Here is an 18,809-nt window from a genome sequence, read left to right on the forward strand (position 1 = left end):
TACTTACATATTTCATACTATTTTTTACGCTTTTCACTTATCTGCCTATTCTCCTTTTAACTCTTCTAAGTCTTTCTTCAATTCTTTCTTTGCCCGATATGCCAACACACGGACATTCTCCGGAGTAATATGTAAAACTGCGGCAATCTCTTTCTGCGACATTCCGCCGAAATACTGCATCTGAATGATCTCGCGTTTTTTTAAATCCAGGTTCTGAAGTGCCCGGTAAAGCATTCGCCTGCTTTCTTCAGCAAGAATGTTTTCGAGCAGGTCTCCTTTTTCGCAATCTTCCGGCACAACATTTTGTTCCTTACTGAGAATCTCTTTTGACCTCTTTTTCTGCTGATTATAAAACAGATTCCTCGCAACCATATAAAGCCATGCCCGCATATTTGTATGTCCGTCCGGCAACGCCAGAAGCGCTTTCAAAAATGTCTCATGCAACAGATCCTCTGCCTGATGCCGGTTCCTGCAAAGGGAATACAAATACAGATATAATTCTTTTTGATATGCGCCATATAACTTCATTAAAAGCTCATTATCCACATCTGTTTTCCCCCTTTCCGAAATTCTGCACCGGCTGATGCTTTCCTGTCCACGTTTCCCACCGGCATTTTTACCTCTTTCAACAATATAACATTTGAGCAGGAAAAATGTTACAAAAATAAATATCTACCCGCATAGCGGGTAAGCTGACTGTAAAGAACAAAGCGGACAAGTCCGCTTCAAACTCCCTGAATCCCTCAATCTTTGAGGGACTTGTTACGCTTTGCGCGCCAGATGCCGTCTGCTTCAGCAGACATATTCCTCATGCATCTGGTCGCATCCTCGCGGAGCGTTTTTGTGTAATAGGAACATTACGGAGTAATTTCCTATTACATAAAAAATCAGCACCCATAAAGAGTGCTGACTGATTTATCTGTTCATCCCAAGCTTTGCCATCAACGCATCCTGAAGAACCTGAGAAAAATTCAGGTTTTCACGTATGGCAGCTTCATTAAGCCATTCTGGAATACTGAGTGTTTTCTTTACAGCTCTGGAACGGTTCTTTCGCCGGTATTCTGCTATATCAAATTCAACAATTACAAGTATACCATCTTCCACTGTAATTTCATCTGCAGAAGATGCCTTCGGAAGCGTTTCTCCCTCATTATCTATTGTAGTCAAAGATAAGCCCAGTGCATCTGCTGCCATCTCATATGCTTCCTGCATATCTTCTCCCTGTGTCATACATTCCGGAATATCCGGAAATGTTACCCAGAATCCGCCTTCTTCTGCTCTATGAAAAACTGCCGGATAAAATAAACGTTTGTTCATACGTAAGCCTCCATTCACACAACAAAACTATCTGATTCCCGCCTGTTTAAGAATTGCCTGTTCCAGACCTTTCTTTAAATCTTTTGAATGATATGGAACAATTACAGATTTTCCAGTATGTACATTTTTCATTTTCATATGTGAACCATTTTGACTTATTGTTTCATATCCATTTTCTTTCAGGAGCTTTATCATCTCCCTTGGCGTCATTGGCAATTCATATCCTCCTTTATTTTAACACGTATCATTACGTATTTCAATTTATTTTTCTGTTTTCCCGCTCCCATAATGTTAACAGTAAATATCATATATAACAAACAAATTCGTTCTTCTTTTTCCGACAAAATTTCACTAAACGCTTATTTACAACTTTTTCATTTATACTGTCATTCCATTTAAGAATTGTCTTTTTCGTTACCTTTGTTTATGACTGTTATAGAATTATGATAGTATTTTTTGCCGTTGCACTTAATATCCCTGTCGTTATGTGGGCAAGGAGCCGATAAGCCTCGTCACCGGAATCTACAATTAAATTATATCCGAAAAACTGCCTGAAAACGGTCTTGAATGTATCATCGTTCCACGTAAAGAAAATGACAGAAAAATCGGTTTGGTTGACTTGGTTTTGTGTAACTCTGGATCAAGTCATCCATTTTCGGAGCTTCCATTGACTCCCAGATGACTTTCCTATTTCACAGGCATCCGATTTGAACGATTTTGGGTACTCTCCTCTTACTTACTCCTTGTATAGTCATCCTTTTTTACAAATTCTGTTGACCTCCTGGTAACTTGCTTTTCTCCTAGTCAACCGATGCTACGAATTCCGGTACCTCTCTGGTAACTTGCTTTTCTCCTAGTCAACCGGTGCTACATATTCTGCGGACTTTCACTTAACTTACTCTTCCCCCGGTCATCCAATCCCCTTCCCCGCCCGTAGAACAAAGCGGACAAGTCCGCTTCAAACTCCCTGAATTCCTCAATCTTTGAGGGACTTGCTACGCTTTGCGCGCCAGATGCCGTCTGCTTCAGCAGACATATTCCTCATGCATCTGGTCGCATCCTCGCGGAGCGTTTTTGTGTAATAGGAACATTACGGAGTAATTTCCTATTACATAAAAAAATCCCTCCTGTGAACCAACTCTACAGGAGGGAACTTTTATCATATATTTTGTTGGTGTGAGTTTCTGATCAGGCAGATTACTTTGCTTCTTCTGTCTCTGCTTCCTCAGGTGTCTCTGTTTCCGGTACTGCTCCGTTATGAACTGCAACAACTGTCAGTACTACAGCTTCCAGATCATCTTTAATGTCGATATCTTTGTCTTTTGCAAGGCCCAGATCTTTGACACGGATCGTGTCACCGACCTTCAGACCGGCTACATCGACTTCTACTTTGTCAACCAGTGCTGACGGATAAGCTTTATAATTTACTTCTTCCATGTTTTCCTGAAGAACACCATCTGCTACTTTGTCATGGTTTACAATCACGATTTCAGCAACAGAATGTACTTTTTCATTGCTTACCAGTGCCTGGAAATCAATCTCATCAACTCTGCCTGCCAGTGGGTTAAAATCAACCTCTTTAATCAGTGCATCGTATGTCTGACCATCTACCTCAAGCATAACCTGACTTCCTTTGTGGTCAGTCTTTAACAGTTTGTCAACCTCCGTCTTCAGCATTTTTACCGGGATGGAACCTTCGATCTCACGACCGAATACATTACCTGTAACGTATCCTTCTCTTCTCAGTCTTTTTGCCTTAACGTCCATGCTTCTTTTTTCAGCTTTTAAAGTATTCATTTGTCTTTTCCTCCAAAAATCTGATGCTTAGCAGCCTTCAACTTTGTTTTGTGAAAGGAGGTTTTGTTAAGTTCTGTTTACTTTTTACGGTTAGAAGTATAGCACTGAGTATAGAAACAGATTAACCAAATATTATTTTTTTTTACTTTAAAATTTGTTGATATTTTAAAATTGTATACATTATATAGATTTTTCTGATTTTTCTTATATTCAAACGCTAAAGAATGTAAATCTCAAATCTTACCGGATTCTTTTTTATGATATAATCATTATAGGAATTGATCCGATCCTGCACTTCCTGCGTGTGCCGGCCGAGGTCTGGGATGGCATGAAGTCCTACCTGCTCGTAATCTTTGCAGGAATCATTGCAACATCTTTGTACAATTATTTTTCCTGTCTTTTACGGGCACTTGGAAATTCTACGATTCCTCTGGTATTTCTGGCTGTTTCCGCCATTCTGAACATCGGATTGGATCTTTTATTTATTGCGGTACTCCCATGGGGCATCCGCGGTGTAGCATTTGCAACAGTCATCGCACAGTATGTTTCCGGAATCGGCATCACATTGTATGTACTTCTCAAATGCCGGGATCTGCTGCCGTCAAGATTGACACCTTTGCCTATCTTCCGGTGCAGGATTTCGGTAATGCTTACTCTACTTTTATTGCACAGAACTACGGTGCCGGTAAAAAAGATCGTATCCGCAAAAGAACAAAGGAATCCTTCCTGCTCAGTTTTATTTTCTGTATAATTATTTCCGCTATTGTCTGCATTTTTGCAGCTCCGCTAATGACTATTTTTGTGAGTGCAAAAGAAACTGCCGTCATCACCTGTGGTGTACAGTATCTCCTCTCCAACTATATCGGTGAGATTGGTATCTGGATGGCAATTCCAATCGGATGGGTACTCGCTGATGCCGTCGGACTGATCCACATGAAATTTCATAAAATATGAAGTTTTAAAATACCTTCAACATTACTGCTCCCGATGCTCTTTCCGGCATCGGGAATTCTTGAAAGCCGCTATTTCCGTTGCTTTTCTTCCACTTTTCACACAGCACTCCCCTTTTGATTCAACCGTCAGGGATACCCGTAAATTTCCCCTGCCTGCAATATAGATAAGCCATGTAAGAAACCTGCGAGGCTTTTGAGATTTCGAATGCTCTAATTATCACTGCGTTGCACTGTCTGAGCACCTTCAGGTGCGAGTTTGCAAAAGCAGTGATTAATAAATGAGCAGAGAAATCCAAAAACACAGCACGTTTCATCCATGGCTTATCTATATTAAAAGGCAGGGATATTTTTTCGTCATCCCTGCCCGTTCTCATAAACTACTCTCTTTTATTTACTTTTTCTCTTTTGCTTTTTCATTTGCCAGTATCTCTTCTGCCATCTCCACTTCCGTCTTTTCATCTTTCGGAAGGATGATATTCAGAATAATCGCAAACAGCGCTGCCGGCACGATACCTGAACCACCAAAGATCAGATTAATACTTTCCGGAAGCTGTGCAAGTACGGCTGAATTGGAGCCAAGTCCATAGCCAACACCAAGTGCAACAGACACAATCGTCACATTTCTCGGAGACAGTGGCCATTTTGTGATAAGCTGAATACCACTGATTACGATTGATGAGAACATCATAACCGCTGCGCCACCCAGTACACTCTGCGGCATAATGGAAATCAGTGCTGCAAGCTTCGGAAACAGACCACATGCGATCAGGAAAATACCGCCGATTCCGATTGAATAACGGTTCACGACCTTATTCATGGCAACCAGACCAACGTTCTGGCTGAAAGAAGTATTCGGAAGAACACCAAGCAGTGCTGCAAAAGAAGATCCAAGACCATCACACATAACACCACCGGAAAGCTCTTTGTCAGTAGCCTCACGGCCAAGACCACCTTCTGTAATACCAGAAATATCACCAACTGTTTCAACAGCGGTAACGACAAACATGATACAGATCGGAACAATTGCTTTTGCATCAAATACCCATTTGACCGGCATGATCTTCGGAATTGCAAACCAGGATGCGTCTGCTACCTTACTCCAGTTGACTACCCAGGACTTTGTTGCTTCAACAACAGCACCTGTTTCATCGGTGTATGTAAAAGTAGTCGGCAACACCATTGCCATGATGGATACCAAAATATATCCTACAATGATGCCCAGCAAAATCGATGAAAAACTGGTGAATCCCTTTGTGCCGTGTTTCAGTGCTATGATCACAACCAGAACTACCGTACCTACAAAAAGATTTTCGAGAGAACCATAATCCGGTGCTGTACTTCCACCGCCGAAAGAACCGATTCCGACAGAAATCAGTGAAAGTCCGATAGACAGTACAACTGTACCAGTTACAACTGCAGGGAAAAATTTACGCAGTGGCTTTAAGAAACCTCCAAGTACGGTTTCAAACAGACCACCGATAAAGCTGGCTGCCAAAATTGCTCCATAACCGGCAACTCCGCTTCCCATCGTAACTGCCACGCTTTTGCAGACACCGATAAATCCGGAACTTGTTCCCATAACGATCGGAAGTTTACCACCAACAGGTCCGATCGTGTAGATCTGAATCAATGTAACGATACCTGCTACCAGCATGGCATTCTGCAAAAGCGCTACCTGCAGGGCACTTCCTGATTCGATACCACAGACTCCTGTGATGATCAGAAGTGGGGTCAGGTTTCCGACAAACATTGCCAGAACATGCTGTAATCCAAGCGGAATCGCAAGTTTCAGCGGTGGCTTACCGTCAAGATCATACGGTGTTGCAGTGTTTTTTTCTTTTGTTTCCATTTAGTTTCTCCTTTTCTCCTCTCTCGTTCGAGCCCTGATAAAATCAGCGGACATGTTACCGGCACTTCCACTATACGCGTGCAGCAAAAAAGGAAACAACAACCATCTTCATCTTTGAAGTTCTCTGTCGTTTCCTTTCAAGGTGCGATTTCTCATGTTAGCGCACTAAATAACATCTCGATTATTTAATTATACCAGATTATTTTTATCTGTCAATTTCTTTACTCAATAGTATTCATGATCGATCTGTATCACCGCGAAATACTTGCTTCCCGGCAATTCGTGTATCCGCTCTTTCAGCCAGTTCACGATCTCGTTGTCTGTATAGGAAGTTTTTCTCGGAACCTCCACATCAAAGATCAGATTTGTTCTGGTCGAACCTTTTACCATTCGGAAATCATGCATACTGAAGGATTCATCCAGAAAATGTACCATCTCTTCTACTTTTGCCTTCATCGCAAGAACTTCCTCATCATCTGTCACAATCGGATCCATATGGATCGTTGCGGAACAATGCAGTTTTTCCTGCAGTTCATGTTCAATATGATCGATCTGTTCGTGGATATCCTGAATATTTCCGTTCACATCCACTTCTGCGTGAAGTGAGATCATCACACGTCCCGGACCATAATCATGAACGATCAGATCATGTACACCATGAACCATCGAATGTCCCAGAACGATTTCACGAATTTCATTGATAAATTCCTGCTTCGGCGGCTGTCCGATAAGAAGGTCAATGGTTTCTTTCAGTGTAGAACCACCTGTATAAAGAATAAAGCATCCTACCAGGATTCCGAACCAGCCATCAAGAAGCAGTCCCGTATATTTGCTGATCAGTGTGGCGATCAGAACAAGTGTCGTTGCCACAGTGTCGCTCAAACTGTCAACAGATGTTGCTTTCATTGCTGCACTATCCAGTTTTTTACTCAGTGAACGATTATAAAAAAACATATATACTTTCACAAGAATGGATGCGATCAGAATCACACATACCAGTGCACTGCTCTCAATCGGTTCCGGGGAACGCAGTTTACCAAGTGATGACCAGATGAGTTCGAATCCCATGACAAGTATTGCTACCGATACCAAAAGTCCGGAAATATATTCCATCCTGCCATGTCCGAATGGATGCTCCGGATCAGGCTCCTGTCCGGAAAGCCGAAAACCGATTAACGTAATGATCGAAGAGCCCGCATCCGACAGGTTGTTAAACGCATCTGCCGTAATAGCGATAGAACCACTCACCGTTCCTGCAATCCATTTTCCGAGAAAAAGCAGAATGTTCAGTCCAATTCCGACTGCACCACTTAAAACGCCATATGCCTGCCGGACTTCCGGCGAATTATAATTGCGGCGATCCTTAATAAAAAGGGATGCCAAAAATGTAATCATATAGATTCCCCCTGTCTGTATTCCCTCGATCTTACCACATTTCTGTGAATAAATCCAGATTTCCCGGAATCCATCTGGAAAAAGATTTCAGAAAATGATATAGTTTTATTAATAAGGTTTACATATTACGAGGAGACTTATTTCTATGAAAAATCTCAAAAATATTGCAATGCTGATAGATGCTGATAATACACAGCTTTCCAAACTGGAATCTGTTATACAGGAAATCTCAACAAATGGCCGTATCGTCGTCAAACGTGCTTACGGTAACTGGCGCAAAGGTTCTCTCAAAAACTGGGAAAATGAATTAAAACGTCTTGCAATCAAAGCGGAACAGCAGTTTGACTATGTTGCCGGCAAAAATGCGACAGACATGGCACTCGTTATTGATACGCTTGATCTTCTCCACAGCGGCATTTACGATGCCTTTGTCATTGTCGCAAGTGACAGTGACTACACACCTCTCGCGATCAAACTTCGTGAATCCGGAGTCTTCGTTATGGGAGTCGGTGAAAAAAAGACACCGGAACCTTTCCGCAATGCCTGTGACGAATTTGTCTATCTTGAAAACTTAAGCAAAGATACGGATACGCAGACTGCCGCCGTTCAGAAACCGGCAGAAACTGCAAAACGCAATGCGCAGGAAAGTGCCGAAGAACGCCGCAAAGCAAAAGAGCTCAAAGAGATCCACAAGCTTCTTCGTATCGCCTGGGACAAATACCAGGATGATGACGGTTATGTCAATGTAAGTTCTGCCGGTCAGTATATCAAACGTGCCAGACCGGATTTCGATGCCCGTACCTACGGTTATGTCAAACTTCCGGAACTGATCGAAGCTTTCCCTAAAAGATATTCAATGAAGCGCTACCCCGGCAAGGGCACGGTAACGATCATTGCATATAAGTGTCTCTGATTTCTTTCTCAGATATACAATTTCTTTTCTTTATTTACGTCCAAACAGTCTCTTTACTGCTTTTACTACTTCATTCAGAATGATAACTGTAAAAGCAGTCAGGAGCATCTTTCCCCACATTCCCACCGAAAGCGGAACCGTTTCAAATACAACTGTACCAAGGAAGTTTTTGAAATGCTGGAGCATAAAGTTTAACTGTCCGTTCATCACAAACTGGATCACTTCGATGGCAAAAACAATAGCTGCGGCAGAAGCACCAAGTACTGTGATCTGTTTTCCGAGTTTATCCAGTTTTTCCTGAATCGGTGTCGTCTCCTGACAGACAGCTTCGGCATCTTTATTCACCGGTGAAATAGCGAGTGATGTTGACTGCCAGTGTGATAATAGCGGCAAAAATCAACACTTTTTATTTATTACAGCCTTTCAAAGCAGTTCTTTCTTTATCCAATCAGGTTTGCAAGATCCTCTTCTACTGTCCCGATTCCACTGATTCCGAAGTTATCTACCAGAATCTTTGCTACATTCGGAGAAAGGAATGCCGGCAGTGTCGGTCCGAGATGGATATTTTTGACTCCAAGCGCGAGAAGCGCCAGAAGGACGATGACCGCTTTCTGCTCATACCATGCAATATTGTAGACGATTGGAAGCTCATTGATATCGTTCAGTTCAAAAATTTCTTTCAGTTTCAGTGCAATGACTGCAAGTGAATAGGAATCGTTGCACTGTCCTGCATCCAGAACTCTCGGAATGCCACCGATATCTCCGAGATTCAGCTTATTGTATTTATATTTTGCACATCCTGCAGTAAGAATTACAGTATCTTTCGGCAGTCCTTTTGCAAAATCAGTATAATAATTTCGGGACTTTGCACGTCCGTCGCAGCCTGCCATTACGACAAATTTGCGGATTGCTCCGGATTTTACTGCTTCTACGATCTTATCTGCCAGCGCGAAGACCTGCGCATGTGCAAACCCACCGATGATCTCACCATGTTCGATCTCTTCCGGCGCCTGACACTGCTTCGCCTTAGCAATGATTTCTGAAAAATCTTTTTCTTCTCCGACACCGCCCGGAATATGGGTGCATCCCGGATAAGAAGCTGCACCCGTCGTATACATACGGTCTTTGTAGCTGTCCTTTGGCGGAACGATGCAGTTCGTTGTCATCAGGATCGGACCATGGAAACTCTCAAACTCCTCTTTCTGTTTCCACCATGCATTTCCATAATTTCCGATAAAATTCGGATATTTTTTGAACGCCGGATAGTAATGCGCCGGAAGCATTTCGGAATGAGTGTAGATATCCACACCCGTTCCCTGCGTCTGTTCAAGAAGCATTTCCAAATCATGCAGGTCATGTCCCGAAACAAGGATACCCGAATTTTTGCCGACTCCGATATTGACCTTTGTGATCTCAGGATTTCCGTAAGCTGCTGTATTAGCCTTGTCAAGAAGTTCCATCACACGAACACCGAACTTTCCTGTCTCGAGAGTCAATGCGGTAAGTTCTTCTGCCAAGAGAGCATCATCCGCTGTTGCCGCAAGTGCTTTCTGGAGAAACGCGTCGATTTCCTCATCCGTATGCGCAAGTGCTGCTGCATGTTTCGCATAGGCTGCCAGTCCTTTCAGACCGTAAGTGATCAGTTCTCGAAGACTTCGGATATCTTCATTCTCTGTGGCAAGAATTCCTACGTGCGAAGCTTTATCTTCAAAAGTATCTTCTGTACCGTTCCAGAATGCAGCTTCCGGGACACCATCTCTGTTTTCGACTTTTTTCAGAAGTTCTTCTTTGATCTCCAGCGTTTCTTTGATTCGTGTAATGATAGATTCTTTATCAAAATTTGCATTTGTGATTGTTGTAAACAGATTCACAATAATTTGATGATTGACATTATCATCTATTTCTTTTTCTTCGCTTCGAAGCTGTGTGGTCACTGCTGAAATGCCTTTTGTCACATAGACCAGCAGATCCTGCATAGCTGCAACATCCGGTTTCTTTCCACATACCCCTGATACTGTACATCCGCTGCAGCCTGCAGTTTCCTGACACTGAAAGCAAAACATCTTATTTTCTTTTTTATCCATGGTTAAACCTCCTTATGGTCTCTCTGTATAGTTTCTTTGTGAATCCAATATAATATACATCTCACTATAAAGACGTGGTTATAACCACATACATAAAAACGCAAAAAAGACGGACATAAAAATCCGTCTTCTTTCAATGCATATAATAATTAAATTTTATTTTCAGTCAAAAAATTCAATTCCTATCAGTGTCAGTCCGTGTGCCGGCGCGGTCGGTCCGGATACAGAACGGTCGCAGGCATCGAGGATCTTTTTCACACGTTCCGGCGGATACTGCCCGTTTCCGACCTGAATCAGTGTTCCGGCAATGATGCGAACCATATTGTAAAGAAATCCCTCTCCCTTTACACGAATCGTCACAATGTCACCGTCTCTCCACACATCAATTCCTGTAATGGTACGGACTGTGGATTTTACCTGCGCACCTGTTCCACAGAAACTTGCAAAATCATGTCGTCCGATCAGATAAGAGGTTGCTTCCCGCATCTTATCTACATCAAGTTTATAATGATAAAAATAAGAATACAAACGCTCTGTCGGCACCGGGAATTTACGGTTCAGTATCCGGTATTCATATGTTTTTTCACTGTCGCAGTATCTCGGATGAAAATCCGGTTCCACTTCTTCTGATAACTGAATACGGATATCTTCCGGCAGTCTCTGATTCAGTGCATAGGAAATCTTTTCTCCCGGAATGCGTGTATTCGTATCAAACACAGCTACATTTCCGAGTGCATGGACACCCGCGTCGGTACGGCTTGCACCCATGATCTCAATCTTTTCTCCGAGAAGGTCAGAAAGTGTATCATTAAGCACACCCTGAATCGTGATTCCGTTTGGCTGAATCTGCCATCCACTGTAATTCGTTCCGTCATAGGCAACTACAAGTCCAACTCTTTTCATCTTGTCCTCCATTTATGGTAAAAATGGCTCCCGCCTTTTACAGCAAGAACCATCCTTATTTTATAACCCGGCCACACGAAATCCGATCGCTACTGCAAGATACGCAAACAGGATCAGGTATGCAATATGGTCTCGTTTCTTATATTTCAGCGGTTTCATCTGGGTACGGTGATCGCCCCCGTGATAACATCTCGCTTCCATCGCCATTGCAAGATCATTTGCACGGCGGAAAGCCGAAATAAACAGCGGTACCAGAAGCGGTACCATATTTTTTACTTTCTGGATCAGATTTCCATTTTCAAAATCTGCGCCTCGCGCGATCTGTGCTTTCATGATCTTGTCCGTTTCTTCCAGAAGAATAGGAATAAAACGAAGTGCAATCGACATCATCATTGCGATCTCATGTACCGGAACATGGATCTTATTCAGTGGACGAAGGCTTTTTTCCAGTCCGTCGGTCAGCTGATTCGGGGTAGTCGTCAGTGTCATAAGCGAGGAGCCGATTACCAGATAGATCAGTCGGATTGCCATGCGGACTGCCATTGTAATACCTTCTTTTGTGATCTTGAAAATTCCAAGCGTAACGATCGCCTCACCCGGTGTCAGAAGAATATTAAACACCATCGTGATCAGCAGGATCATAAAGATTGCTTTCAGTCCCTTGAAAATAAACTTCACCGGAACTGTGGAAATCAATATCATTCCTGCCAGAAATACGGTCGCTACCGCATATCCGACTACAGTATGAAATAAAAATACCGATATAATAAAAATCAGTGTACCGGCAAGTTTTGTTCGTGGATCCAGCTTATGGATCGGGGACTTTGCCGGATAATACTGTCCGATTGTAATATCTCTAATCATTCAGAACCCCTCCTTTCAGTAAAGGAGAGTTCATTTTCTTAAGCGCACGCAGGATATCCGCTCTCGCTTCCTCAACAGTTGTATCAGAAGGATCTACCGGAAGTCCTTTTTCTTTCAAAGCATGCATGATATAGGTGATCTGCGGTGCAGCAAGTCCCATCTCTTCCAGCTCTTTGTAATGCGCAAAAACCTTTTTCGGAGTATCGTCAAATGCAATCTTACCGTGATTTACCACTATCAGACGTTCTACATATTTCGCAACGTCTTCCATGCTGTGTGAAACCAGAATGATCGTGATTCCACGGACTTTATGAAGTTCTGCAATCTGATCAAGGATCTCATCCCTTCCCTTCGGATCAAGTCCTGCAGTCGGCTCATCCAGAATCAGGATCTTCGGATTCATTGCAAGAACACCGGCGATCGCCACACGCTTTTTCTGTCCGCCAGACAGATCAAATGGAGATTTGTCAAAATTTTTTTCTTTGAAGCCTACCTGAAGAAGTGCTTTTCTTGCTTCTTCCTCAGCTTCTTCTCTGCTTTTGCCCTGATTCATCGGTCCATAGCAGACATCCGAAAGAACATCACTCTCAAAAAGCTGATGTTCCGGATACTGGAAAACAAGTCCGACTTCACTTCGAAGTGCTCTTCTGTTGTAGTTTTCTGCCCAGACATCCTCACCATTGTATGATACTGTGCCGGAAGTCGGCTTAATCAATGCATTCAGATGCTGGATCAATGTAGATTTCCCGCTTCCTGTATGTCCGATCACACCGATAAACTGTCCATCCGGAATGTTCAGATTAATGTCTTTCAGTGCGTGGATCTCATAAGAAGTTCCCGGGCTGTATGTGTAAGTTACGTTTTTCAGTTCTATTGACATAAGGCATTTACCAACTCTTCCGTAGTAAGGATTCCATCCGGAATGTCTACACCGGACTGTTTCAGTTCATGTGCAAGCAGCGTTACCTGCGGCACATCCAGACGATATTTCTTCAGTGTCTCCACCTGTGAAAAGATCTCCTTCGGAGTTCCCTCCATCACGACATGACCGTCATCCATGACAACCACACGATCGGCATCGATCACTTCTTCCATGTAGTGTGTGATCAGAACGACCGTCACATTTTCCTGACGATTCAGCTGATGAACTGCTTCCAGTACTTCTTTTCGTCCGTTCGGATCCAGCATGGCAGTCGGTTCATCCAGAACGATACACTGCGGACGCATCGCCATGACACCTGCGATCGCCACACGCTGCTTCTGTCCACCTGAAAGCTTATTCGGTGAATGATGACGATATGCAGTCATTCCTGTCTTTGCAAGGCTTTCATCCACACGTTTCCAGATATCTCCTGTAGATATCCCCATATTTTCCGGTCCGAATCCCACATCTTCCTCAACCACGGTACCAATGATCTGGTTATCCGGATTCTGAAATACCATACCTGCTTTTTGCCGTACCTTCCAGAGTTCCGGCTCTTTCGCCGTGTCGATTCCGTCGATCCAGATGGTTCCCTCTGTCGGGAGCAACAACGCATTGATGTGCTTAGCAAACGTAGATTTGCCTGAGCCGTTATGTCCAAGCACTGCAACAAATTCACCCGGTTGTATATCAAGGTCAACGCCGTCAACCGCTCTCTGCGTATCTTCGACATTTCCATCTTCATCATATCTCAAATAGTCAAATGCAAGTTTTGCTGCTTTGATGATTCCCATCTTTTTAGTCCTTTCAGGCTTCCTCGGAAGGTTCGCCACCGGTCAGAGATTCGATCAGTTCCCAGATTTCATCTCTTCCCTGCTTTGTCTCAGCAGAATACGGAATCACAGTTGTTCCTTTTCTTAACTGAAGGCCTTCTCTTATCGCCTTCAGATTCTTCTGAACCTGACTGCGTTTCAGTTTATCCAGTTTCGTTGCAATAATTATCGGCTCATAGCCATTATGAAGGATCCATTCATACATCTGTCTGTCATTTGCAGACGGATCATGACGGATATCGATCAGAAGAAAAACGGCTTTGAGATTACGGGAAGTATGCAGATAATTCTCGATCATCTTTCCCCATTTTTCTTTTTCTGCCGGTGTCACACGGGCATATCCATATCCCGGAAGATCGACCAGATCCAATTCATCATTGATCTTATAAAAATTGATCGTCTGTGTCTTGCCCGGCTGTGCACTGGTACGCGCCAGTGCCTTCCGGTTCATCAGACCATTGATCAGTGAAGATTTGCCGACGTTGGATTTGCCGGCAAAAGCCACTTCCGGCAAACCGGTATCCGGAATCTTACTTGTGATTCCGCATACGATATCTAAAACTGCGCTTTTTATAACCATAAAGTCCTCTTTCGATAACTGTTCAAGTCTCTGCAAGTTACTTCTGTCAATTCGCAAGTGCCTCGTGAAGCACTTCATTCATATTTTCTACAAAGGAGATTTTCAGACCGTCAAGGATCTCATCGTCCATCTCCTGAATATCCGGTTTGTTCTGCTTCGGTACAAGTACCTGCCTGATCTTGGCGTATTTGGCTGCAAGAAGTTTTTCTTTCAGTCCGCCGATCGGAAGTACATGACCACGGAGTGTGATTTCACCGGTCATTGCTACATCTGCGCGCACTTCTCTTCCGATGATCGCAGAAAGCATAGCTGTCGCCATGGTAATACCCGCAGAAGGTCCGTCTTTCGGAACTGCCCCTTCCGGAATATGTACGTGAATATCATTTTCCTGGAAAAATTCCGGCGAAATATCATAATCGGATGCTACAGAACGAATGTAAGAAATACCTGCCTGAGCAGATTCTTTCATAACATCTCCGAGCTGTCCGGTAAGTACAAGTTCTCCCTTGCCCGGCATGACATTGACCTCGATCTGAAGTGTATCACCACCGACCTGTGTCCATGCAAGTCCTCTGGCAATTCCGACTTCGTCTTTCTTATTTGCCATCAGATAACTGTATCTGGCTTTGCCGAGAAAATCTTCAAGGTTTTTGCCTTTGACCGTGATCTTCTTCTGGTTATTTTCCATGATCTCACGAGCCGCCTTACGGCAGATCTGACCGATCTTACGCTCCAGTCCACGCACACCTGCCTCGCGGGTGTAGAGTGTGATAATCTTGCGAAGTGCAGACGGCTGGATCGTCAGTGCTCCTTTCGGAATACCGTTTACTTCCAACTGTTTCGGGATCAGATGCTCTTTCGCAATGTGTTCTTTTTCGTTTTCAGTATAACCTGAGATCTCGATGACTTCCATACGGTCAAGAAGTGGTCTCGGAATACTGTCCATATCATTTGCGGTCGCAATAAATAATACTTCGGAAAGATCCTGAGGAACCTCTACATAATGGTCATTGAAGCGGTTGTTCTGCTCCGGATCGAGCACTTCGAGAAGTGCTGCAGAAGTATCACCTTTATAGTCACTGCTTGTCTTATCAATCTCATCAAGAAGCATCAGCGGATTGCTGACACCTGCCTGTGAAAGTGCTTCCGTGATACGTCCCGGCATAGCACCTACATAAGTCTTTCTGTGTCCGCGGATCTCCGCCTCATCACGGACACCGCCGAGACAGATGCGGACGTATTTTTTATTCAATGCCTCTGCTACAGACTTCGCGATGGAGGTCTTACCTGTTCCCGGAGGGCCTACAAGACAGAGGATCGGGCTCTTGCCGCCACCTGTCAGCTTACGGACAGCAAGGAATTCCATGATGCGTTCCTTGACATCTTTGAGCCCGTAATGTCCTTCTTCGAGAATTTCCCAGGCCTTCTTTAAGTCTGTGGAATCTTCAGACTTTTTGTCCCACGGAAGCGCAAGAAGTGTCTCGATATAAGTGCTCAGTACACTGCTTTCTGCTGCACTGCTGTTCATGCTCTTAAAACGGTCAATTTCTTTGTTCAGTTTGTCTTTAACTTCCTGAGAAGCCTGAAGTTCACCAACTTTTTGGCGGTATTCTTCCGCGGCATCACTGGTACTTTCCTCTCCCAGTTCCTCACGGATGACTTTAAGCTGCTCTCGCAGAATATAATCTCTCTGATTCTTATCCACACGGGATTTAAGCTTGCGCTGCAGATCGTGTCCGACCTGGAACACTTCGATCTCATTTGTGAGGATTGCAGCAAGTACCTCATAGCGATCTTCAAGGCTGACTGCCTCGAGGATTTTCTGTTTGTTCTGATAACTCAGCGGAACATTTACCGAGACCTGTGTGATCAGCTGATCGATATCCTCAATGTTCAGGATTTTTGCTGCCAGATCTTTGCTGATTTTTCCGCTTTCCATGCAATATCTCTGAAAGAGTTCCTGAATACTCCGGAACATTGCTTCATTCAGAGATTTCGTATATTTCGTACTGTCAGGCTCAAAAAGTGCCGTCTCTGCTTTCAGAAACGGCTCCTCCTGATCAAGACTTAGAAGTTCTGCACGTTCAATTCCTTCTACCAGCACTCTGAGCAGATCCTGCGGAAGTTTTACTACCTGCTTGATGTAGGCAACAGTTCCCACCTGATACAGATCTGATAACTTCGGAGATTCCATCTCAGGATCTTTCTGTGTAACCAGAAAAATCTTCTGATCATGAAGCATTGCCGCCTCTATCGCTTTGATTGAACGTTCTCTGCTCACATCAAAGTGAACGATCATTTCCGGAAGGATCGTTGTGCCGCGCAGAGCGATTGCCGGAAGAATGCTGATTGGCTGTTTCATCTATTTTCAATCCCTTCTTTAGGCCGTCTCCGGCTTTCCTGTCTTTCTGGAACGGGAATTTCTTCTTGTGGTATTTTGCTGCATGGCAGGCTGTTCCCCATGAACCACTTCCGGTTCTCCGGTTCCGTCTACTGCATCTTTTGTGATGATGCACTTACATATCGTATTGTCGGAAGGAGTACGGTACATCAGATCCATCAGAGATTTCTCCATGATGGAACGAAGTCCTCTGGCACCGGTCTTACGCTCCAGAGATTTTCTCGCTACTTCTTTGAGGGCATCTTCCTCAAATTCAAGCTCTACTCCATCCAGCTCGAATAATTTGTGATACTGTCTGGTCAGAGAGTTCTTAGGCTCTTTAAGGATACGGATCAGTGCTTCCTCATCCAGTCCATCTAAAGTAACTACGATCGGAACACGACCGATAAACTCCGGAATCAGACCATATTTGATAAAGTCTTCCGGCATAACGTCCTTCAGGACTTCTCCGATGTTTCTTTCTTCCTGTACAGAAACATCTGCACCGAATCCAATGGACTTGGTGTCCTGACGTGCTTCAATCGTCTTTTCGATACCGTCAAATGCACCACCGCAGATAAACAGGATGTTGGTGGTATCAATCTGAATAAACTCCTGATGCGGATGTTTACGTCCACCCTGCGGCGGAACGCTTGCAACTGTACCTTCAAGGATCTTCAGGAGTGCCTGCTGTACACCTTCACCGGATACATCTCTGGTGATGGATGCGTTCTCGGATTTACGTGTGATCTTGTCGATCTCATCGATGTAGATGATACCGTACTGCGCACGTTCGATATCATAATCTGCTGCCTGAATGATCTTCAGAAGAATGTTCTCAACATCTTCGCCAACATAACCTGCTTCGGTAAGTGTGGTTGCATCTGCGATTGCGAAAGGCACATTCAGAAGTCTGGCAAGTGTCTGCGCAAGCAGTGTCTTACCGGATCCTGTCGGTCCAAGCATCAGAATGTTGCTTTTCTGTAACTCCACATCCAGATTTTTGGATGCTGTAATTCTCTTGTAATGATTATATACAGCCACAGACAGAGCTTTCTTAGCTTCGTCCTGTCCAATGACATAATCGTCCAGAATCTTATGGATCTCCTCAGGTTTTAAAAGGTTGATGTCTGAATCATAAACATCCTCCGTATCATACTGAGCCAGTTCCTCTTCCATAATTTCCGAGCAGATACCAATGCATTCGTCACAGATAAAAACACCATCCGGTCCTGCGATCAGCTTACGTACCTGATCCTCAGATTTGTGACAAAAAGAGCATCTGACTTTTCCTTCTCTCATTTTTTCTGCCATAAATAGTTCTCGTTTCCTTTCAGTTTGATATGGCACAAAAGGAACCCCCTGAAAAGAGGTTCCTTCTGTCTGCTTTATTTATGCTCGACAACACCATCGATCAGTCCGTATGCCTTTGCTTCTTCAGCAGTCATATAATTATCGCGGTCTGTGTCTTTTTCCACTACTTCGTAAGGCTGTCCTGTGTTTTCTGCCAGGATCTCATTCAAAGTCCGTTTCGTCTGGGCAATGTGATCAGCCACGATCTGAATCTCGGTTGCCTGACCCTGTGCTCCGCCTGACGGCTGATGAATCATGATCGTTGAGTGTGGCAGGGCATATCTCTTGCCCTTTGTTCCGCCTGCCAGAAGGAAAGCTCCCATGCTGGCTGCCATTCCGAGACAGATTGTAGAAACATCACACTTAATGTATTTCATGGTATCATAAATAGCCATGCCTGCAGTTACAGAACCACCCGGGCTGTTGATATATAACTGAATATCCTTGCTCGGATCCTCTGCCTCAAGAAACAGAAGCTGTGCCACGATAATGCTTGCACTTACATCATTTACTTCCTCGCCAAGAAAGATAATACGATCTTTCAGAAGACGGGAGTAAATGTCATAGCTTCTTTCTCCTCTGCTTGTCTGTTCAATGACATATGGTACTAAACTCATATATAAATGCCTCCATTCGTCGATTCCAGTGGTTCAGGATCTAACGTCT

Annotated in this window: 19 protein-coding genes and 1 pseudogene; 3 read left to right on the plus strand and 17 right to left on the minus strand. The window is 43.8% G+C overall.

Annotated features, from left to right (window positions below):
* Nucleotides 1-45: 45 nt before the first annotated feature.
* The 4 genes from BQ7344_RS06005 to BQ7344_RS06020 form a co-directional block, all read right to left on the minus strand.
* Nucleotides 46-528, minus strand: a complete 483-nt coding sequence (locus BQ7344_RS06005; RefSeq protein WP_083585497.1) for an RNA polymerase sigma factor — start codon at nt 526-528, stop codon at nt 46-48.
* 387 nt (nt 529-915) lie between these two features.
* Nucleotides 916-1,317 carry a type II toxin-antitoxin system HicB family antitoxin gene (locus tag BQ7344_RS06010; protein ID WP_072521837.1) on the minus strand — a complete coding sequence of 134 codons (402 nt, stop codon included), beginning with the start codon at nt 1,315-1,317 and terminating at the stop codon, nt 916-918.
* A 27-nt stretch (nt 1,318-1,344) separates the two neighbouring features.
* Complete coding sequence (locus BQ7344_RS06015; protein WP_330392898.1) at nt 1,345-1,527, minus strand: type II toxin-antitoxin system HicA family toxin; 183 nt, start codon at nt 1,525-1,527, stop codon at nt 1,345-1,347.
* A 987-nt stretch (nt 1,528-2,514) separates the two neighbouring features.
* Nucleotides 2,515-3,114 carry a 50S ribosomal protein L25 gene (locus BQ7344_RS06020; RefSeq protein WP_072521839.1) on the minus strand — a complete coding sequence of 200 codons (600 nt, stop codon included), beginning with the start codon at nt 3,112-3,114 and terminating at the stop codon, nt 2,515-2,517.
* Nucleotides 3,115-3,418: 304 nt separating this feature from the next.
* On the opposite strand from BQ7344_RS06020, the pseudogene BQ7344_RS16920 reads away from it, so the two are divergent.
* A pseudogene (locus BQ7344_RS16920) lies at nt 3,419-3,529 on the plus strand (hypothetical protein); the annotation flags it as partial.
* Here BQ7344_RS16920 and BQ7344_RS16925 read toward each other — a convergent pair.
* Nucleotides 3,499-3,696, minus strand: a complete 198-nt coding sequence (locus BQ7344_RS16925; RefSeq protein WP_330392816.1) for a hypothetical protein — start codon at nt 3,694-3,696, stop codon at nt 3,499-3,501. The pseudogene BQ7344_RS16920 and the gene BQ7344_RS16925 sit on opposite strands and share 31 nt — an antisense overlap.
* On the opposite strand from BQ7344_RS16925, the gene BQ7344_RS16675 reads away from it, so the two are divergent.
* Complete coding sequence (locus BQ7344_RS16675; RefSeq protein ID WP_072521840.1) at nt 3,697-4,068, plus strand: MATE family efflux transporter; 372 nt, start codon at nt 3,697-3,699, stop codon at nt 4,066-4,068. It begins immediately after the preceding gene.
* A gap of 390 nt (nt 4,069-4,458) precedes the next feature.
* Here the strand turns inward: BQ7344_RS16675 and BQ7344_RS06040 are convergent, their stop codons facing one another.
* Both BQ7344_RS06040 and BQ7344_RS06045 read right to left on the minus strand, forming a co-directional pair.
* Nucleotides 4,459-5,916: a uracil-xanthine permease family protein gene (locus tag BQ7344_RS06040; protein ID WP_072521842.1), complete on the minus strand. Its 1,458-nt coding sequence runs from the start codon at nt 5,914-5,916 to the stop codon at nt 4,459-4,461.
* Between the two features lie 225 nt (nt 5,917-6,141).
* Complete coding sequence (locus BQ7344_RS06045; RefSeq protein WP_072521843.1) at nt 6,142-7,311, minus strand: cation diffusion facilitator family transporter; 1,170 nt, start codon at nt 7,309-7,311, stop codon at nt 6,142-6,144.
* A gap of 145 nt (nt 7,312-7,456) precedes the next feature.
* Between BQ7344_RS06045 and BQ7344_RS06050 the strand changes: the two genes are divergently transcribed.
* Nucleotides 7,457-8,224: an NYN domain-containing protein gene (locus tag BQ7344_RS06050; protein ID WP_072521844.1), complete on the plus strand. Its 768-nt coding sequence runs from the start codon at nt 7,457-7,459 to the stop codon at nt 8,222-8,224.
* A 30-nt stretch (nt 8,225-8,254) separates the two neighbouring features.
* Here the strand turns inward: BQ7344_RS06050 and BQ7344_RS06055 are convergent, their stop codons facing one another.
* The 10 genes from BQ7344_RS06055 to clpP all read right to left on the minus strand — a co-directional run bounded on the left by BQ7344_RS06055 (nt 8,255) and on the right by clpP (nt 18,760).
* Complete coding sequence (locus BQ7344_RS06055; RefSeq protein WP_072521845.1) at nt 8,255-8,569, minus strand: hypothetical protein; 315 nt, start codon at nt 8,567-8,569, stop codon at nt 8,255-8,257.
* Between the two features lie 95 nt (nt 8,570-8,664).
* On the minus strand, nt 8,665-10,308 hold the full coding sequence (gene hcp / locus BQ7344_RS06060; protein WP_072521846.1) for a hydroxylamine reductase: 1,644 nt from the start codon (nt 10,306-10,308) through the stop codon (nt 8,665-8,667).
* Nucleotides 10,309-10,470: 162 nt separating this feature from the next.
* Nucleotides 10,471-11,211 carry a tRNA pseudouridine(38-40) synthase TruA gene (gene truA, locus BQ7344_RS06065; RefSeq protein ID WP_072521847.1) on the minus strand — a complete coding sequence of 247 codons (741 nt, stop codon included), beginning with the start codon at nt 11,209-11,211 and terminating at the stop codon, nt 10,471-10,473.
* Between the two features lie 60 nt (nt 11,212-11,271).
* Nucleotides 11,272-12,075 (minus strand): energy-coupling factor transporter transmembrane component T family protein, encoded by an 804-nt coding sequence (locus BQ7344_RS06070; protein WP_072521848.1) that lies wholly within the window; start codon nt 12,073-12,075, stop codon nt 11,272-11,274.
* Nucleotides 12,068-12,955 (minus strand): energy-coupling factor transporter ATPase, encoded by an 888-nt coding sequence (locus BQ7344_RS06075; RefSeq protein ID WP_072521849.1) that lies wholly within the window; start codon nt 12,953-12,955, stop codon nt 12,068-12,070. The genes BQ7344_RS06070 and BQ7344_RS06075 overlap by 8 nt, the downstream gene beginning before the upstream one ends.
* Nucleotides 12,946-13,791 carry an energy-coupling factor transporter ATPase gene (locus tag BQ7344_RS06080; protein ID WP_072521850.1) on the minus strand — a complete coding sequence of 282 codons (846 nt, stop codon included), beginning with the start codon at nt 13,789-13,791 and terminating at the stop codon, nt 12,946-12,948. Before BQ7344_RS06080 ends, BQ7344_RS06075 begins: the two co-directional genes overlap by 10 nt.
* Before the next feature lie 13 nt (nt 13,792-13,804).
* Entirely contained in the window at nt 13,805-14,410 is a 606-nt protein-coding gene (yihA, locus tag BQ7344_RS06085) for a ribosome biogenesis GTP-binding protein YihA/YsxC (RefSeq protein ID WP_072521851.1), read from the minus strand.
* Nucleotides 14,411-14,456: 46 nt separating this feature from the next.
* Entirely contained in the window at nt 14,457-16,772 is a 2,316-nt protein-coding gene (lon, locus tag BQ7344_RS06090; protein WP_072521852.1) for an endopeptidase La, read from the minus strand.
* A gap of 18 nt (nt 16,773-16,790) precedes the next feature.
* A complete protein-coding gene (clpX, locus tag BQ7344_RS06095; protein WP_072521853.1) occupies nt 16,791-18,104 on the minus strand; it encodes an ATP-dependent Clp protease ATP-binding subunit ClpX in 1,314 nt (437 codons plus the stop codon).
* Between the two features lie 74 nt (nt 18,105-18,178).
* Complete coding sequence (clpP, locus tag BQ7344_RS06100) at nt 18,179-18,760, minus strand: ATP-dependent Clp endopeptidase proteolytic subunit ClpP (protein ID WP_015542128.1); 582 nt, start codon at nt 18,758-18,760, stop codon at nt 18,179-18,181.
* Between the last annotated feature and the right edge of the window lie 49 nt (nt 18,761-18,809).

It is taken from the genome of Blautia sp. Marseille-P3087, assembly GCF_900120195.1.
GTDB lineage: Bacteria > Bacillota > Clostridia > Lachnospirales > Lachnospiraceae > Blautia_A.

Coding starts and splice junctions, on each gene's coding strand:
- clpP (WP_015542128.1), bottom strand. CDS start 18,760: ATGAGTTTAGTACCATATGTCATTGAACAGACAAGCAGAGGAGAAAGA.
- lon (WP_072521852.1), bottom strand. CDS start 16,772: ATGAAACAGCCAATCAGCATTCTTCCGGCAATCGCTCTGCGCGGCACA.
- BQ7344_RS06010 (WP_072521837.1), bottom strand. CDS start 1,317: ATGAACAAACGTTTATTTTATCCGGCAGTTTTTCATAGAGCAGAAGAA.
- BQ7344_RS06050 (WP_072521844.1), top strand. CDS start 7,457: ATGAAAAATCTCAAAAATATTGCAATGCTGATAGATGCTGATAATACA.
- BQ7344_RS06020 (WP_072521839.1), bottom strand. CDS start 3,114: ATGAATACTTTAAAAGCTGAAAAAAGAAGCATGGACGTTAAGGCAAAA.
- BQ7344_RS06080 (WP_072521850.1), bottom strand. CDS start 13,791: ATGGGAATCATCAAAGCAGCAAAACTTGCATTTGACTATTTGAGATAT.
- BQ7344_RS06040 (WP_072521842.1), bottom strand. CDS start 5,916: ATGGAAACAAAAGAAAAAAACACTGCAACACCGTATGATCTTGACGGT.
- BQ7344_RS06015 (WP_330392898.1), bottom strand. CDS start 1,527: ATGACGCCAAGGGAGATGATAAAGCTCCTGAAAGAAAATGGATATGAA.
- BQ7344_RS16675 (WP_072521840.1), top strand. CDS start 3,697: ATGCCGGGATCTGCTGCCGTCAAGATTGACACCTTTGCCTATCTTCCG.
- hcp (WP_072521846.1), bottom strand. CDS start 10,308: ATGGATAAAAAAGAAAATAAGATGTTTTGCTTTCAGTGTCAGGAAACT.
- BQ7344_RS06070 (WP_072521848.1), bottom strand. CDS start 12,075: ATGATTAGAGATATTACAATCGGACAGTATTATCCGGCAAAGTCCCCG.
- BQ7344_RS06075 (WP_072521849.1), bottom strand. CDS start 12,955: ATGTCAATAGAACTGAAAAACGTAACTTACACATACAGCCCGGGAACT.
- truA (WP_072521847.1), bottom strand. CDS start 11,211: ATGAAAAGAGTTGGACTTGTAGTTGCCTATGACGGAACGAATTACAGT.
- clpX (WP_072521853.1), bottom strand. CDS start 18,104: ATGGCAGAAAAAATGAGAGAAGGAAAAGTCAGATGCTCTTTTTGTCAC.
- BQ7344_RS06005 (WP_083585497.1), bottom strand. CDS start 528: ATGAAGTTATATGGCGCATATCAAAAAGAATTATATCTGTATTTGTAT.
- yihA (WP_072521851.1), bottom strand. CDS start 14,410: ATGGTTATAAAAAGCGCAGTTTTAGATATCGTATGCGGAATCACAAGT.
- BQ7344_RS06045 (WP_072521843.1), bottom strand. CDS start 7,311: ATGATTACATTTTTGGCATCCCTTTTTATTAAGGATCGCCGCAATTAT.